This is a genomic window from Rheinheimera riviphila (genome assembly GCF_004005945.1).
Lineage (GTDB): Bacteria > Pseudomonadota > Gammaproteobacteria > Enterobacterales > Alteromonadaceae > Pararheinheimera > Pararheinheimera riviphila.
Map to the genome: position 1 here is coordinate 158,543 of NZ_SACS01000003.1, position 17,352 is coordinate 175,894.

The 17,352-nt window shown below is 49.6% G+C and carries 14 protein-coding genes; 1 reads left to right on the plus strand and 13 read right to left on the minus strand.

The genetic code is table 11. The annotated features are described in order from the left end of the window. Positions 1-45: 45 nt before the first annotated feature. The 8 genes from prc to EOE67_RS04520 all read right to left on the minus strand — a co-directional run bounded on the left by prc (position 46) and on the right by EOE67_RS04520 (position 9,444). The gene (gene prc, locus EOE67_RS04485; RefSeq protein WP_127697851.1) at positions 46-2,070 is read right to left on the minus strand and encodes a carboxy terminal-processing peptidase; all 2,025 of its coding nucleotides are present in this window, start codon (positions 2,068-2,070) and stop codon (positions 46-48) included. 16 nt (positions 2,071-2,086) lie between these two features. Beyond that, complete coding sequence (proQ, locus tag EOE67_RS04490; protein ID WP_127697852.1) at positions 2,087-2,821, minus strand: RNA chaperone ProQ; 735 nt, start codon at positions 2,819-2,821, stop codon at positions 2,087-2,089. Between the two features lie 3 nt (positions 2,822-2,824). Further along, complete coding sequence (locus tag EOE67_RS04495) at positions 2,825-3,187, minus strand: hypothetical protein (RefSeq protein ID WP_068063236.1); 363 nt, start codon at positions 3,185-3,187, stop codon at positions 2,825-2,827. Then, positions 3,184-3,657 carry a GAF domain-containing protein gene (locus EOE67_RS04500; protein ID WP_127697853.1) on the minus strand — a complete coding sequence of 158 codons (474 nt, stop codon included), beginning with the start codon at positions 3,655-3,657 and terminating at the stop codon, positions 3,184-3,186. Before EOE67_RS04500 ends, EOE67_RS04495 begins: the two co-directional genes overlap by 4 nt. Positions 3,658-3,739: 82 nt before the next feature. Then, the gene (locus tag EOE67_RS04505; protein WP_164852217.1) at positions 3,740-4,408 is read right to left on the minus strand and encodes an SIMPL domain-containing protein; all 669 of its coding nucleotides are present in this window, start codon (positions 4,406-4,408) and stop codon (positions 3,740-3,742) included. A gap of 201 nt (positions 4,409-4,609) precedes the next feature. Further along, entirely contained in the window at positions 4,610-6,463 is a 1,854-nt protein-coding gene (locus EOE67_RS04510; protein ID WP_127697855.1) for a M1 family metallopeptidase, read from the minus strand. A 119-nt stretch (positions 6,464-6,582) separates the two neighbouring features. Next, positions 6,583-7,476: a GGDEF domain-containing protein gene (locus EOE67_RS04515; RefSeq protein ID WP_127697856.1), complete on the minus strand. Its 894-nt coding sequence runs from the start codon at positions 7,474-7,476 to the stop codon at positions 6,583-6,585. A 150-nt stretch (positions 7,477-7,626) separates the two neighbouring features. Continuing rightward, positions 7,627-9,444 carry a protein kinase domain-containing protein gene (locus tag EOE67_RS04520; protein WP_127697956.1) on the minus strand — a complete coding sequence of 606 codons (1,818 nt, stop codon included), beginning with the start codon at positions 9,442-9,444 and terminating at the stop codon, positions 7,627-7,629. A gap of 80 nt (positions 9,445-9,524) precedes the next feature. Here EOE67_RS04520 and EOE67_RS04525 point away from each other — a divergent pair, with 80 nt between their 5' ends. Next, positions 9,525-10,394 (plus strand): substrate-binding periplasmic protein, encoded by an 870-nt coding sequence (locus tag EOE67_RS04525; protein WP_127697857.1) that lies wholly within the window; start codon positions 9,525-9,527, stop codon positions 10,392-10,394. 142 nt (positions 10,395-10,536) lie between these two features. Here EOE67_RS04525 and EOE67_RS04530 read toward each other — a convergent pair whose 3' ends face one another. From EOE67_RS04530 to EOE67_RS04550, 5 genes are all read right to left on the minus strand, one after another. Further along, entirely contained in the window at positions 10,537-12,114 is a 1,578-nt protein-coding gene (locus EOE67_RS04530) for a dihydrolipoyllysine-residue acetyltransferase (RefSeq protein WP_127697858.1), read from the minus strand. Positions 12,115-12,136: 22 nt separating this feature from the next. Continuing rightward, positions 12,137-13,114: an alpha-ketoacid dehydrogenase subunit beta gene (locus EOE67_RS04535; protein WP_127697859.1), complete on the minus strand. Its 978-nt coding sequence runs from the start codon at positions 13,112-13,114 to the stop codon at positions 12,137-12,139. Next, positions 13,114-14,295 (minus strand): thiamine pyrophosphate-dependent dehydrogenase E1 component subunit alpha, encoded by a 1,182-nt coding sequence (locus EOE67_RS04540; RefSeq protein WP_127697860.1) that lies wholly within the window; start codon positions 14,293-14,295, stop codon positions 13,114-13,116. The genes EOE67_RS04535 and EOE67_RS04540 overlap by 1 nt, the downstream gene beginning before the upstream one ends. 483 nt (positions 14,296-14,778) lie before the next feature. Further along, positions 14,779-15,852 carry a succinylglutamate desuccinylase gene (gene astE / locus EOE67_RS04545; RefSeq protein WP_127697861.1) on the minus strand — a complete coding sequence of 358 codons (1,074 nt, stop codon included), beginning with the start codon at positions 15,850-15,852 and terminating at the stop codon, positions 14,779-14,781. A 184-nt stretch (positions 15,853-16,036) separates the two neighbouring features. Beyond that, positions 16,037-17,284: an endonuclease gene (locus EOE67_RS04550; RefSeq protein WP_127697862.1), complete on the minus strand. Its 1,248-nt coding sequence runs from the start codon at positions 17,282-17,284 to the stop codon at positions 16,037-16,039. Positions 17,285-17,352: the final 68 nt, after the last annotated feature.

The following is a 17,352-nucleotide window of genomic DNA, read 5'->3' on the forward strand; positions in this document are numbered from 1 at the left end:
GTCAGTCCTTTGTTGGGTTTGTGGCGTAAGCCGGTACTGAAGTTGTTATTTCTTCGCCAGCCGGTTGCTCATAATTAAATCAGCGGTAATTAATGCGGCTTCTTCCAGGAACGGATCTAACTTTTCCAGCGTTTCCGGAGCATCTTCCACTTTTTTCACTGTCGGCAATTTCAGTCTGGCTAAACGCTCGTTGGTGCGCGCTAACTCTTTTGCCGCCAGTTCATCTTTTTTCGCCAGTCGCTCTTTTTCATTCAGCGAGATGGTTTTGACGTCTTTTTCGCGCTTGTAGTCAGCAATATCCTGCATCAGGAAATTAAATTCTGGCTCAGCGGCAATCCGCTTCTGATGTTTTTCAGTTAACAACGGCAATGTCACTTTCAGATCCGGGGTACTGGCATAAGCTGCAGCCGGGATTGAATCCCAGGGTAACGCATTTTTCTCTTTGCTTTCGCCCCATTCCGCCGGATCGATTGGTGATGGGAAAATAATGTCAGGGATCACGCCTTTATGCTGGGTGCTACCGCCATTGATGCGGTAGAACTTAGCAATGGTGTATTGCACACTGCCTAATTCACCGTCAAAGGTATCGTAAATCCGGCCCAGACCGCGGTGCTGTTGCACTGTGCCCTTGCCGAAAGTATTTTCGCCGATAATCACCGCACGGCCATAGTCCTGCAGCGCAGCGGCAAAAATTTCCGAAGCCGATGCACTATAACGGTCAACCATCACCGTCAACGGACCTTCGTAAAACACACTGGCGTCCGTATCATCGTTTTGCATGATCCGGCCATTGCCTTCACGAATTTGCACCACCGGGCCTTTATCAATAAACAAACCGGTCAGCGTGATGGCTTCCGGCAATGAACCACCACCGTTGCCACGTAAGTCGACAATAATGCCGTCAACTTTTTTCTCTTTCAGCGCCGTCAGTTCTTTTTTCACATCTTCGGTCAGATTGTTGTAGAAACTCGGAATATTAATCACACCAATATTCTTACCGTTTTCATGCAACAACGACTTAAACACCTCACCTTTGGCGGCGCGGTCTTCTAAGCGGATTTTGTCCCGCACAATTTCAATTTGTTGTGGTGCGGTACCGGCAATATCACTGGCCGCCATCACCTGCAACCGGACTTTAGAGCCTTTAGGGCCTTTGATCAGATCAACAACGTCATCTAAACGCCAGCCGACGATATCAACAAACTCTTCGCTGCCCTGTGCCACACCAACAATTTTGTCTTTTGGTTTGAGCTTTTTCGTCATATCGGCCGGACCACCTGGCACCAGGCTCGCGATCACGGTGTAATCATCATCCAGCTGCAATACCGCACCAATCCCTTCCAGGCTCAGGTTCATTTCCTGCTGGAATCGGTCGGCATTACGGGGTGATAAATACGAGGTATGCGCTTCGATGCTGCGCGCATAGGAGTTCAGCACGAGCTGGAACACATCTTCGCTTTCAGTTTGGGCTAAGCGCTTTTTGGCGCTTTTATAGCGTTTTAACAGCAGCTCTTTAATTTCTTCCGGCTTTTTGCCGGTCAGTTTTAAATTGAGTGCGTCAAACTTAACCCGCTGCCGCCACAATTCGTTCAGCTGCGCCAGATCGGTTGCCCAAGGCGCGTCTTCACGTTCGTATTCGTAGCTGTCAGGCGCGGTGAAATCGAATGGCTTTTCCAACAGAGAAATCGCGTAATCAAAACGTTCGGCACGACGTTGCAAACTCAAATTAAACATTTGAAAAGCAAAGTCAAACTGACCTTTTTGGATGGCGTCATCAAACTGAAATTTGTATTGGGCAAAAGCGTCGATGTCGCTTTTGAGCATCACATTGTGGTAATAGTCCAAACTATCCAGATAGCGTTCAAACACTTTTGCCGAAAGCTCATCATCGATTTTCACCTGCAAATAATGACCACGGGTGAAGATAGCGGCGACACGTTTACTGGCGGTAAAATGCTGATCGAGCTGCGCCAGTTTCGGCATTGTCACCACATCGGTGGTGACTGAGGCAAGCGCTGAGCTGCCCATCACAATCAAAAGTGCTGCGGCTATTCCGGATAATTTTTTCATCTGAGACTCTGTGTTGTTAAGCCTGATACAAACTGCCGCTATGCGTTTTGACCACCATTCCAGAGGCTAACTGCACCACGACATCCTGTTTAACTACTTCGACTACAGTGGCTGGCATTGGGTTCTGGCCCAATTTGATTAAAACTTTTGCACCAACGACTAAATCAACCGTTGTGACTGCCTGTAATGCTTTTTCAGCAACAACCGGAGTTGCGACTTTGGCAGGACGGTTCTCTTTCAGAGTAGAACTTTTCGCTGGTTTAGCGGCAGTTCTTGGGGCATTTTTTTTGTAAGCAGGTTTGTCTGTTTTAGCAACATCTGTTGTTGCAGGTTGTGATGCGTCGGCCTGTGGTTTTTGTTGTTGCTGTCTGGCTTTGTGTTCCAGCGCCTTGGCTTTACGCACTTCAGCCGCTTTGGCTTTGCTCTCGACCAGCGTTTTTGCAGCGTGTTCGGCTTGTTGTTCATCAACAAGATCACCTGCGATACCTTCCAAATCAATCCGGGCAATCCCGGCCTTGACCGCATCCAGATAACGCCAGCTGGAGGTATACACCCGCAGCGCCTGACGCAACTGCGTTTTACTGAATAACGGGTTGTCTTGCAGGCGGGCAACTAAGTCCTGGAAAATACCTATTTTCAGTGGTTTGGCTTCGCCGGTCAGGCTGAAACAAAGTGGAAACTGCTCTGCTAATAAGGCAACAATTTCTTTGACGTTGTGCGGTTTAACTTGTGGTTCGACTTGGCTAGTCATGCATCAATACTCTTCATCTTCTTCGTCGTTTTCTTCATCGGTATCGCTGTCGTCATGATCTTGATTGTCGTCAGCATCGTCTTCGTCTTCATCCGCGTTGGACAGCGTTTTACGCATATGGGCTTGCGCCCAGTCGATCAATTCATACTCATCGGCATCCAGAATAATGGTGCTGCCGCGAAGTTGATCCCAAATTTCATTAAGCACCCGGTCAATTAAATCGACGCTGGTGTCATCCGGAATTTTTTCCCAAACCGCATGGTATATAGCATTGATCCGGTCTGCAACTAACTCTTCTTCGCCTTCCCAGTCGCCGACGTCGGCGATGGACAACAAATAGTCCTGAATGGAAACCAAATCTTTCATAAAGTCTGGCCCAGGCGGCGTTCAAACACGCTGACTAATTCAGCCAGACCTTGTTGATCTGACAGATCAAAACGAGCCAATGACGGGCTGTCGATATCCAGCACTGCGATTATTTCGCCCTGATGGCGGACCGGCAACACAATTTCGGAATTACTGGCGGCATCACAGGCAATATGTCCCGGAAATTCATGCACGTCTTTCACCAGTTGAATATCTCCGGTGGCGACGGCGGTGCCACAAACACCCTTGCCAACCGGGATCCGGACACAGGCCGGTTTACCCTGAAACGGGCCTAATACTAATTCGCCCTGGCGTAAAATATAAAAGCCTGACCAATTCAGATCAGGCATTTCATTAAATAACAGCGCACTGAGGTTTGCCATATTGGCAATCATATCCGGCTCATCAGCGATTAAGGCTTCAGCCTGCGCTACTAATGTACGGTAAAAGTCTAATTTTTCAGCAAGCATTGGTCTTTAATATATGGTCGCAACAATGCGCCATACCATACTTGGTTTGGCCGGAAAATTAAACCTTTGCCGTGAACATTTCTCAGGGTTTGGCCAGTTCGAACTGGATTGTCAGGTCGGCACGGACATTGTTGCTGCCAAATTGCACAGAATCTGCCGCCATCATCGCCATTTTCAGACGTGGCGCCGGTGAACTGCCCTGCTCCTGGATCTGGTGCACTCTGGCAATTTTACGGCCACTTAACTTCGCCAGCGCTTTGGCTTTCTCTTCAGCATCGGCATAAGCAAGCTGTAAGGCCTGTTGATAAAGTCCTTCAGCTTTGGATGACAATAATTCGGCAGGTTGTAACTGGGTGACGCCAAGCACGGCCGCTTGTTCCAGAATCTCCGGATATTGGCTGAGGTTACGCACCGTCACTGTCACTTCACGCTCCACTTTAAACAATTCAGTGGTGGTTTTTTCGGCCTGATACTCCGGATAAATCCGCAGCGGTGCGTTGTTGATATCGGTGTTTTTAACGCCCAGCTTTTGCAGCATCGCGGTAATTTGGGTCACTTTGTTATCAACATCGGTTTTGGCCTGACTGACGGCGGTCTGACGACTGCCAATCGTCATGGTTAATCTGGCAAAATCAGGCGGGGTTGGCACAGCACCAGATCCCTGAACGGTGATCAGCGCCATTTCTGGCTCAGCGACGGCAAATAAAGGCAACAACGTCAGGCCAACCAGCAGTGGTAATACTTTTTTCATTGATTTCTCCATCATTTAAACAAGCAGAACAGCCACAGGTTGACTGTTTACAGCAGAATTCTTGCCGCAGAATCCTAACCTCAGAGTATTTACCTCAGAGTCAGCACGGCGGGAACAGCATGTGGCTCCGGAACTGAATCTGCCCTGAAAGACACAGGCGGCATCCTAGCAAGTACCGCCTGTAAAAACTGTGAATTGATGTTAGCCAGCGAAGGCTTTATCAATCTGCGCCTGGGTTAGCGGGTGATAACCAGGCTTGGCTTGCTGATAAATTTCTTTGGCAAAACCTTGTTGCGCAGAGTTTTCCAACAATAACCGATACAGCGGCACCACAAATTTCGTGCGGCCAACATGCAGTAAAAATTGCTTCACCTGCGGCATCACCGGCAGATAATTCAGCGGAATGGTTAAACGGCTCCAGGCGACAAAAATCTCGGCGTTGCTGCTTTGACTCAGCGCAAAAGCGGCATCCAGCTCAGCCAGCTTGGCCGGCGCTAAATCCCGGGGTAGCTGATTGATAAAATGCAGCCACTCATGCACGGTCCAGGTTATAGTGGGCAACGCCGCTAGGGTGATCTCATGCTGCTGCCAGGCTTGTAGCTGCTTTGACACCAGCGCAAAAGCATCGGAATGTTGCATCGGAAAACCCGCCGGCAAACCTGGCCCAAACACCCACTGCAGCACTTCAGTCATGCTGACCACGCCTGGATATTTCTCCAACAATTGCTGCTGTAAAAATTGCAAAAAGGTCTGGGTGTCCATCGACTGAAAAGCAAATTTTTGAAAATACGCGCTGATAAAGGCGTCAAACTTCTCACGGCCGAATTTATTTTCCAGCAACTGCAATAACAACTGACCTTTGACATAAGCGACCTGGCTAAACGCATCGTCCGGATCGCGGCCGGCCAGTTGCAGCTGTAGCGCGGTATCCGCCGGTTCCAGCTCAGCGATATCACGTTGTAAGTCTTTCACACTTAAGCTGTATTCCATCGCGGCGCGCGCTGGGCCATAAACTTCGGCCATCAAGCGGTTTTCAAAAAAATTGGTAAAACCTTCGTTTAGCCACAAATCGTTCCAGTTGCTGTTGGTGACCAGATTGCCGGACCAGGAATGCGCCAGCTCGTGGGCAATCAGGCTGACCAGGCTTTTATCGCCGGTGATCACCGTGGGTGTAATAAAAGACAACCGCGGATTTTCCATGCCGCCAAACGGAAAACTGGCGGGTAAAATCAGTAAATCGTAACGTCCCCAAGGGTACTCGCCATAAAGTTTACTCGCCACGTCCATCATTTTTTGCGTATCGCTGAATTCTGCGGCTGCTTTGGCCAGCCAGGTTTTTTCAGCGTAGATGCCCGTGTGCGCCGACATCGGCTGAAAATGCAAATCACCAACAGCGATGGCAATCAAATAGGCCGGAATGGGTTGTGGCATCACAAACTGATAATCGCCGTCACGCTCGGTGTTTTTGCTGTTATCAGCGCTCATCACCGCCAATAATTGGGTTGGGGTACGAATACGGGCCTGATAACTCACCCGAAGTGCTGGCGTATCCTGCAATGGGATCCAGCTGCGGGCATGAATAGCCTGGGATTGACTGAACAAAAACGGCTGCTGTTTTTCGCTGGTTTGCGCCGCGTTCAGCCATTGCAAACCAGAACTTTCGGCAGTGGTACGATAATAAACCCGTACTTTGCTGCTCGCTGGCGAAAGCGTGATGGTTAACGGCTGGCCTTTGATGGCATCCACAGCGCCAAGCGCAAATGCTGCAGTACGCCACTGCCCTTTGCTGTCGGCCTGCAGTACTTTTTCAATCACTAAGGCGCGGCTGTCGAGGATGAGCTGGCTCACTTTGGGGTCTTTGCGGGTCAGTTCATGTTCGGCAAAACCATGTAGTTGTTGTTTGTCAAAATCGACGGTTAAATCCAGGCTAAGTTTGTTGGTATAAACCGCATCAATATTGGCAAAACTGTGTTGATCCAAAGGCGCGGCCTTGACAATAAACACCGATAAACAGCTACTGAGCAGCAGCGTGGTTAAAATCCATAACTTCAACATCAAAATACTCCAACGATAAGCAATGGCTTATCATAGAGTTATCTTTGCACAATAGAAAGAAGCAGACGCTGAGCCTCCGTTGTTGCCAGTTTTCGTGAACTTTACCCCTGGTAGAAGATTCAAAAACTCCGGACACAATTGCGGCCACTGGCTTTGGCCTGATACATCGCATGATCGGCCGCCGCCACCAGTTCATCCAACGATTGTAATGACACCGAATAACCGGCGATACCAATGCTGCAGCTTTGCATTTGTCCCTGCAACGCCGCGGGATACCAGCTGGCAATTTTTTTGCGGATCCGCTCGGCGAGCGCAGTGGCTGCAGCGGCGCTGGTGTCGGGCAAAATAGCAATAAACTCTTCACCGCCCAGGCGCCCGAGTTCGTCTGGTTTTCGAAGCTCAGCATTCACCCGCTCCACAAAACCTATCAGCACACAATCGCCAACAGCATGACCAAAATTGTCGTTGACCTGCTTAAAATTATCCAAATCAAAGACTAATACCGATAGTTCCTGCTGATAACGTTTAGCTTTTTTCAGATGTAACGCGGCAATTTCCATAATTTTGCGTCGGTTAAAGCAGGTGGTGAGCACATCATGATCAGCCATATTTTGCAGCTGGCGCTGTAAGTCTTTTATTTTGCTGATATCGGCAGCGACCAGGCCGGTAGCAAACAGCACACCGTCTTCGGAGAAAATTGGAAACTTCATCGACAAAAAGTCACGCTCTAGCCCATCGACCGGCACCACCTCTTCGACGCTGAAAGCTTGTGTCGCTTTTTGCGCCATCACATCGGCACGGCGAAATTGGGCGGCAATTTCCGGTGGAAACAGCTGCGCATCGGTCTGACCTAAAAAGTCAGCCAGTGGCCGATGAAACAACTTGCCATATTGTTGATTAACATAAAGATATTTGCCATCCAAAGATTTAGCGCCAATCACGGCGCCGGCATTGTCGGCAATAGCTTTGAAAATTTGTAACTGGCGCTGCGACCAGTCAGATTCTTGACTCATAGCGTTGACTCATAGCGATTACCAAAATCCGTTATGGTTGTACTCAGTTCACTTAAGGCTTCCCTGAGGTTTAACTGAGGCTTTGATCAAAGGTAGCAGACGCCAGCCGCGGCGGTGGCATATATGATGACTTTCTTATGTTATGTTTTTTTACTGGTACGGATTGGCCGGATAATACAGCGTTGACTGGATCATCTGATGCTTAAAATAACGGGTATCTTTGTGTGGTAACTTCATAAAACCGCCAACACCTTCCCCGCTGATCAGACTGACATTTTTCAGAATGTTTTCCAATAAAGCACTAAATTCCGGTTCGGCAGCCGGATCCAGCAAGTGAAAATAACTGTGAATTTTCATGTACAAGCTGGTGACTTCAAAAATGATACAACCGCTGTGACGGATCAAATTGAGCCTGGCGATGTCGGCCATAATTGCGTCCGGCAAGATCAGTTGCTCGTCTGGATCTTTACCATCTTCAAAATAGGAATGCTGTTTGCTGGTTTCATCCTGCGATGTTGCGGCGGCCACTTCGTAAGGAATTTTCATCTGTGCATTGGGTAAAAAGGGTGCAGTGGTCAGCTCCCGCGCCAAGTGCAACGTTTGACGGGCATTAAATAAACATGCCTTAAAAATACCGACTTTGGCGATGGCCTGTGCCAGATACACCACGTTATTAACCGCCAGCGTAAAAGCACTTTGTTGTTTTGCATCATACAGATGCAAATTGCAGTCGATGTATACACCCTGCTGCTGCCAGTGAATAGCGAGTCCACCGACCACCGGATATCGCGCCAACCGGCTGACTGCGGCGACAAAGGCTTTTTCGGTTTCGCCCATGCCTTCCAAATAGTTTTTGTAATAACGTTCCAGCTGCACGTCGTCGACATATTGAATACCGGCTTCGTCGCTGTGCTCGCGTAAAAACGATTTGCGCGATGAATAGACCACGGTATCCAGCTCTTGTTTTTCGCTGCTTAACCGCACTGGTAACAAAGGTAAATCAGACAGGAGCGGCAATTCCGGTAACACCAGCCGCTTTAACCGCGGCATCGCTTTTAGGAAATAATCGCCGGCCTGATAGCGTAGCTGCACATCGTCGGCCAGCATGCTATCGAGCATAGTCGCGAACTCCATCGGCAAGCCTAAACTGCGCGCCGGTAAAGCTTTTCGGCCAAACCGACAGGACTGGCCCGACGCCAGCGCATACAAAGTGCCGGCAACCCCCTGCTCATCGAACCTCGGGCTGGATAACGCGCCGCTACGCTGTTCCAGACCGATAAAATACACATCGCCTAACCGGGCATTGGAGGTTTGTAAATCTGCCGACATCAGCTGCATCACGTTATTGCTAATGTACTGGCCCTGCTCGTCAGTTTGCGCAAACACCGATGATCCCCAATCGACCAGGCTAATTTGGCCGGTTTGTTCGTCATAGACAATATTCGACGGTTTAATATCGCCGTGCACCACAGGGCAGATTTCGCCGTCTTTGTGATGATTGCGCAGGATCAGCAATAAGCTGGCGAGCTGGGCAGCGATGTCGACAATCAGTCGTACAGGCAAACGGCCATGGCGCAAACTATATTGTTCTAAATCAATACCCTTGGCGCGCCCCATCATTAAAATACCTTGTTTTTTCACTACCTGATAAGTGATGTAACGCGGTACATTCGGATGACTGATTTGCGACAACATATAAGCTTCATCGGCAAGGCGCTCCTGAATATGCGGCGGCAAATTGATGCGGGAGAACTTAAACACACATTGTTCTTGCTGATTATCAAGCCCGGCAAACGCAAAGCCATAAGCGCCTTTGCCGACCAGTTCAATCTGGCGGTAGCCGAGTTTTTGCAGCTCTTCAATACAAAGCGCCACCCAGTCTTTGAGTTTTTTGGCATCGTTGGCGTTGAGCAGATAAAACGACTGTTCTTCGGGAATGTAGAAGTTTCTTAGTTGGTGCTTTTCCATCATAATCCCAAAAACCAGCCGATTGAACGATTATTGCGCTGCAGCCGTATCTAGCGACGACTGAAAAAAATGAAGTTACCATGCTGCAAGGAACCCGTAAATTGATGTTTTGGACCCGAGCCCTGGCAAATTTAATGCTGTTGTTGCTGATGGTGCCGATGTTATTCATGAGCACTGCAGTTTCAGCGCAGCAATCCGAAAAACCGCTGCCGCCGCTGAAAATTAGCGCGGGCGAGTGGCCACCGTTTTTAGGCGAACATTTACCCAACAATGGCACAGCGGCAGTGCTTATCCGGGAACTCTTCGCCAATGCCGGTTATAGCGTTGAATTCCATTTTTTGCCCTGGGCCCGCGCCTACCACGACACCGCTGCCGGTCGCTACGATGCCACCGCCATCTGGATGTTTGCCGAAAACCGCTTAACCGATTATCTGTACAGTGATGCGGTGCTCGAAGAAAAGTTTGTACTCTTTCATTTAAAGCAGCAGCCGTTAGCCTGGAAGACTTTGGCCGATTTGAAAAACCTGCAGCTCGGCGGCGGCCTCGGCTACAGCTATGGCCCTGCCTTTGATCAGGCGCTGGCGAAAGGCGAATTAACCGTGACCCGCGTCAATTCGACCGAGCAAAATTTCCGGCGCTTGGTAGCCCGGCGGATTGATGCGTTCGCTGAGGAAATTCAGGTGGGTTATTATGTGCTGCAAAGCTTGCCGAAAGAATTGGCAGCGCAAATTACCCATCACCCAACGCCGCTGCTGCGCAATCAGAGTTTTTTGTTGTTCCCAAAACAATCAGCACAGAGTGAGAAGTTAAAAACGTTGTTTAATCAACAATTGGCAGCAGCGAAAAAGTCAGGGCGATATGAGCAATTGTTCCATCAGGCACTGTTGCAACCAAGCAAAAATGACGCCCAACAAGGTGATGAGGCCTCAGGCAACGCAGACTCGCCGTGAACCCATCCCTGGGGGCTCTGTTGCGGCGTCCATGCCGCAAAAGGTCTGCTTATGTCTGCCGCCTCATCACTTTTTGAAACTGACAAATAAAAAACACCGGCCTGAGCCGGTGTTTTAAAACAATCATCTCGTAAGCAAAGGCTTAACGCATTGTAACGAGCATCGCACTTGGCTCTTCCAGGTACTTTTTCCAAAGATTGGTAAAGCGCGCAATGGTGCCGCCGTCAATCACCCGGTGATCGCCAGACCAGCTGATTTGCATCATCGATCGCGCCACCACATGGCCTTTCTCATCAAACCGCGGCAGTTGCTGCACTTTACCAAGGGCGACAATCGCTACTTCCGGTTTGTTGATAATCGGCGTCGCGACAGTCCCGCCGATGGCGCCAATATTGGAAATAGTGATGGTGCCACCTTTTAAATCTGCCGGGCTGACGCGGCCTTCACGGGCTAAATCAGTCAGACGGGTTAAATCTTTGGCGATCTCAACAATCGATTTCCCCTGACAACCTTTGATATTTGGCACCAGCAAGCCGACTTTTGAGTCAACTGCTATGCCGATATTGTGATCGTCAAAATAAGTCAGTTCCGAACAATCGGCATTCACCTGCGTATTCAGAATTGGGAACTCGTTCAGCGCCAGCGACATCGCTTTCATAAAAAACGGCATCATAGTGAGCTTAACACCTTGCTTGGCGAGGTTGTCTTTCAGGCTTAACCGCAGCGCGATAAGCTCTGTTAAATCAATCTCTTCGCAATAGGTGAAGTGTGGGATGGTCGCCACAGATTCAGCCATTTGCCGTGCCATCGCTGCTTTGATCCCTTTGATCGGTTCAACGCGACGACCGCCGGTGGCAACTGAAGCTGCTGTCGCAGGCATTGCTGCTTTTGCCGCGTCTTTTATAGCACAGGCAGTAACCGGCGCTTTGACACCCCTCGCAAAGTTTTGCACATCTTCTTTATAAACACGGCCTTTGGCACCGGTGCCGGGCACCTGGGTTAAATCGATGCTCAATTCGCGCGCCAAACGCCGTACCGCTGGGCTTGCCACCGCTTTGCCGTTATTGGCGACTGCGACGGCTGACAACGCTGGCGCTGCTGCGGTTGAAGCGGCCACTACTGGAGCTGCAACTGCTGCTGGCGCAGCAACCGCACCTTCCACCACCCGCTCAATGGCAAATAATGGTGCATGCACTTTGGCAATATCGCCTTTGGCGGTATAGAGCTTCACTACTTTTCCAGCGTATTTAGCAGGAATTTGCACTAAGGCTTTGTCGGTCATCACGTCGCAAACCGCCTGATCTTCAGCGATGATATCGCCTTCTTTCACCAGCCAGTCCACCACTTCACATTCGACAATGCCTTCACCAATATCTGGCAGCAGGAAATCTTCAATCACCAAACCTGAGGCTGTCACTGGCGTAGGTGCTGCGACAGGCGTTGCAACTGTAGCGGCTGCAACAACCGGCGCTTCTGCGCTACCTTCCAACGTCATTTCAAACAACGGCGCATGCACCTTTGCAATATCACCTTTGGCGTAATAAAGTTTGCTGACGACACCGTTAAACACCGCTGGAATTTGTACCAGCGCTTTATCGGTCATCACGTCACAGACCGGTTGATCTTCAACAATGGTATCGCCTTCTTTCACCAGCCATTCGACCAGTTCACATTCGACAATCCCTTCACCGATATCCGGCAGAATAAAATCTTTTTTCATCATCGCCTCGTCAGGAATTCGCTTAGAACTGGACTGAAGCGACAATAGCTTCAAAAGTTTTTAAATGGTCAGCGACGTATTCACGTTCCAGCGCCAGCGGATACGGTGTATCCAAACCACAAACGCGGGCAATCGGGCTTTCCAGATGCAGGAAACAACGTTGCTGAATAGTGGCAGCGATTTCACCGGCAAAACCACCGGTCAGCGGCGCTTCATGGTTAATCACTAACCGACCGGTTTTCAGCACCGATTTCACCACAGTGTCGACATCCCAAGGCAGAATGCTGCGAAGGTCAATCAGTTCACAGGAAATACCTTTGGCGGCAGCCATTTCAATGGCCTTTTGGCAAATTTCAATTTGCGCGCCCCAGGCTAAAACGGTGACGTCTTTGCCTTCCTGCATCACTTCGGCAACGCCAAGCGGAATTTCGTAATAGTCTTCCGGCACTTCGCCGGTGGAGGCGCGGTAAAGTTTCTTCGGTTCGAAGAAAATCACCGGATCTTCAGAAGCAATCGAGGCCAATAACAAGCCTTTGGCCTGATACGGGTCGCGCGGCACTATCACTTTTAAACCAGGCGTATGGGCAAAATAAGCTTCCGGCGACTGGCTGTGGTAATGACCACCGGCGATACCACCGCCGTACGGCGTGCGGAACACCAAACCACCAACATTAAATTCATTGCCTGAGCGGTAACGGAACTTGGCGGTTTCATTGACGATTTGGTCAAAGGCCGGGAAAATGTAATCAGCGAACTGAATTTCCGCCACCGGCTTCATGCCTTGTGCCGCCATCCCGTTGGCAAAACCAGCGATACCCTGTTCGGTTAAAGGCGTATTAAAGCAGCGGTCTTTACCGTATTTTTCCTGCAACTTAGAAGTCGCGCGAAACACCCCACCAAAGTGGCCAACGTCTTCACCAAAACAAACGACCGTGCTGTCTTTCGCCATCGCCAGATCAAGGGCGTTATTAATGGCCTGCAACATATTCATTTTCGCCATTACATTCTCCCCGACGTGATTGGATAAGCATCCGGATATTTACAGATATGCGCTTTAAGTTCAGTAAGCTGGCGTTCAAGCTCAGGGATAGGTTCAGCGTACACGTCAGAAATTAAGTGTTCGATACCTGGTTTGGCGACTTTTTCCGCCACTTTTAATGCGTCCAGAATTTCGCCACGTAAGGCTTCGATTTGGGCTTTGTCAGCGGCATCGTCCAGCCAGCCTTTGGCAATCAGCCATAAGCGGTAACGGGAAATCGGATCGTTTTTGCGCCACTGTTCTTCTTCTTCTTTACTGCGATAACCACTTGGATCGTCTGAAGATGAATGCGCGCCTAAGCGGTAAGCGATGGATTCCAGCAGGACCGGCTCGTTGGTGGCAATGGCGTGATCACGGGCCATTTTGGTGGCCTGATACACCGCCAGAATGTCAGCACCGTCCATGCGGATGGCTTTCATGCCGTAACCGACTCCACGACAGGCAATGCCGTCGCCTTTAAATTGCTCGTTGGCCGGCGTCGAAATGGCATAACCGTTGTTACGACAAAAGAACAGGACCGGAGCTTTATGCACGGCGGCCATATTCAGGCCGGCGTGGAAATCGCCTTCAGAAGCAGCGCCTTCACCAAAATAACAAATGGTGACGTTCGACAGGCCACGCAGTTTTTGCGCGTAAGCATAACCAGCCGCTTGTGGGATTTGCGTACCAAGTGGGCTGGAAATAGTCATGTAATAGATGTCTTTCGAGCCGTAATGCACTGGCATCTGCCGGCCTTTGCCCAAATCTTTTTCGTTGGAAAACAGCTGATTCATAAACTGTTCTAAGCTGAAACCGCGATAACGTAACGCACCTTGTTCACGATACTGCGCCATGATCATGTCTTTATCGTCAAGTGCAGCTGCACTGCCGACCGTGGCCGCTTCTTCGCCTAAACACTGCATATAAAAGCTGATCCGGCCTTGACGCTGCGCGGCTAACATCCGCTCGTCCAGCACCCGGATAAAGCTCATGCTGTGATACATTTTTAAGGCAGTTTCCTGGTCGAGATCCGGGGCAGTCGCGCCAGGGTAGATAGTGCCGTCGTCTTGTAAAATGCGTAGGGTTGGAATTTGTAACGCGTGCCCACTGGTAAAATCGGCTGTATGGACAGTCGAAATGGTGGCGTTATTAGGGTTGGTCATAGGTCTCTCTTTTGGTTTCGGGTAACGCGGACCTTGGTTGTTTGCCTGCTTTACCGTGAAATTGAACCAGACTGCTGTGGTTACCCTGTTCTGTGACAGTTGTTGGCAACTACAACAGCTTCTCCCCGTGCTTGCTATGCCCGCTATCGAGCTGCGCGTATTATGGATCGTCTTATGGTGCACCTGTCGGTGCTTGACGTACGCGTCAACTTAAATACGGTGTTTTCAGCTTGCTGTTATCGTTTTTTGAATGCGCCGCAACTTTACCTTTACGTAAACTGCATTGCAACCCAGCCAGCCGTTAAAATTTAGCAGAGCGGCGCAGCGCTTGCGTCGATTTTTGTTGCCAGCTCAAGCGACTGACTTGCGTTATCGCAGGCAAAAATTGAATCTAAACAATTGAAATTTAATATTTTAAATTGAATTGAAGCCCAAGGCGCCGGTAAGCCGACGCATTATTCAACTGCAGTTTTTGGCGCTTAATCAGGCAGTTTGGCCAATAATTGAAACTGGTTTGACCATTAGCATGGCGCGCTGACCAAGTGCCACATTGGCATTGGGGAAAATAATTGCTTCGCCTGGTTGCTCGACTCTGTATTCAATGTCCGCATCTTTTGCCAACAAAGTGCCCAAAGGCAGCTGGGTAAAATTCTCAATCGATGTGGCAAAACAAAGCTCAAAAGCTTCGGTTTGTTTATTGATGGCGCGGTACACCTCAAACAATTGAAAGTCAGTTTCGACAAAGGGTTTGGTTGTTATGTCAGCGCCGCTGATCAAGGCGCGCAAAGTGTCGGCAACCTTGGCGAAGCGGCTCATATCGTTCTCGCCAAGCGGCCGCGCTTTACCCAGTTCCAGGGTAAAGGCATGGGCGCCATGCGTTTGGGCAGCGTAATAACTAAAAGTGGTGGCTGGGGTTTGCATCAATAAGAAGCAGGGAATATCACAAGCAGCCAATAAACTAAACTGTGCTTCGGACCAGGGTTTGCCATGTAAAAAGGGGTAAACGGCAAATTTTTCAAATTGCGAACCACGAATGGCGGTATGTAAATCGTATAAACAACGTTCGCGTCCTGCTGGCACCGCCTGATAAAACCGGCTGACATACTGCTCTAAACGAGCACAACGACGTTTTTCAAAGGAAATTTCTACATCAGTGATGGCATCGATATCGCGATCATTGCTGATGCCATGCGCGCCGGAGAAAAACCGGTTCATATTGTCAATCAGCTCGCGCTTACCGGCATTAATTGCTGGTGGATTACCGAATAAAAACAATACTCGCTCGCTCAACTGCAACCGTTCCAGCAAAATGTCCTGCACCAGCGCGGCACAAATTTCTATCGGCGCCGTTTCATTACCATGCACGCCGCAGCTCAGTACGATATCGTTGTTGCCGTAGGTTTGCGGGGTAAAACAGATAATGCCGGTATCCCAGATTTGACAGTCAGTGCCATTTTTTAACTGAAATGTCAGAGGTTGCAGATCAGACGGCAATTGTTCGGGGTTTGCCAGAGTAAAGGCCAGAAAATCAGCAGAAGAAAGCCACGCCGGTAACATTCGATCATTCCTTGCAAAGTGCTTGAAGCGGAAGTCTATTCTACCCAGAACTTGGCTTTTCGCACCAGATGAAAAACAATCCAGTCAGGCGGAATACAAAACTGGCGCACTACCGCTTTCGCGGTGAGTGACGCCCTACTTTGCTTTTATTTCAATACTTTACTGACTATTACTTTATTAACTATTAAGGACACTGGCTACCATAAATCGAAGTCGCCCACTGTGGATTATCGATAAAGGGGTTGCGGTTTTGCTGCAGCTCATAGATCCGATTGTTGCGACGCTGCTCAAAACTATCCACCGGATCGGCGAGGTGCCAGGCCAGCAACACACAAAGTTTACCCATTTGCGGTGCGGTGCTGCCGGTAGGCGCGATATTTGGGATGGATAAATCCGGTGTGCCGCTATCGTCACCACCTTCGTAACGTACATCCATATAAAACATCATCCGTGCCACGTCACCTTTGACAGCAGCACGAGGTTCAAAGCTGTCGCTGTCAGTTTTGTTCAAAGGTGCTTCGCTGACTGCAGTGCCGCCATTGTCAAAATCTTTGTTGCCGCGGGTGGAATTCAGCGACACATCTTCCGGCCGTAAGTGGTGAATATCGGTGTGGGCATATTGGCTTTCTGCAGGGAAACCGTGGCTTTTCGCCCAGACATGCTCGCGGTTCCAGGCATCCAGTGAACTGCTGTTACTGACGCGGAAGGTTTTGGCGGTGCTGCGTCCGGCATATAATAAAATCACGTTGCTGGTGTTAGCCGGATCTTCATCGGTGTAGCTGATGGCATCCCACACTTCGCTGTAACTTAACCGTTGATGGCCGCGTAAAATGCCATTCAAGGTGGTTTTAAGTGCAGCACCGGTTTTGCCGCTGGTGCCGACATAATAAGTCGGCAGATTGACGGTATCGCCACCGCCGCTGCATGAAGTCGTTAACAGACCTGAACCAGGGTTACCGGCATTGGTCGACACTTGCCAATCCGCCATGGTGTTGCTGTCGGCGACATTTTGGCGGGCAACCGATTTATCAACAGCGTTTAAGGTCCAGCCGCTGATGGCATTTTCAAAAGCGACACTATCAATTTCAGTGCTGCCCTGGCGCAGTTTAACGTAGTCGCCGCTATTGCCAAGCGACAGTGTTAGCCCGGTTTGTTGTGGCGTTTTGCCAAACAACGCTTGCATGGCAGCAGTATTTTTCGCCACCACAAAATAGCTGGCTGGCGCGATGGTGCCACTTAAGTTAAAGCTGCCGCCATTATCGGCCAGCGAATAACCACTTAAATTGACGCTGGTGCAGCCGTCATTATAAATTTCAATAAATTCTTCAGTGGTATCGTTGGTCGGTGCGTCGTATAACACTTCAGAAATTAATAGCTTGGCGTGTACTGGCAAGGTCAGACTAAACAATGCCGCGAGGGTAAGAAGGCGCATAATGGAATGGCTCCGCTGGTATCGATATGTTTGATGTTCCGGCGCCCTTTCTTCGAGTGAGCTACCGC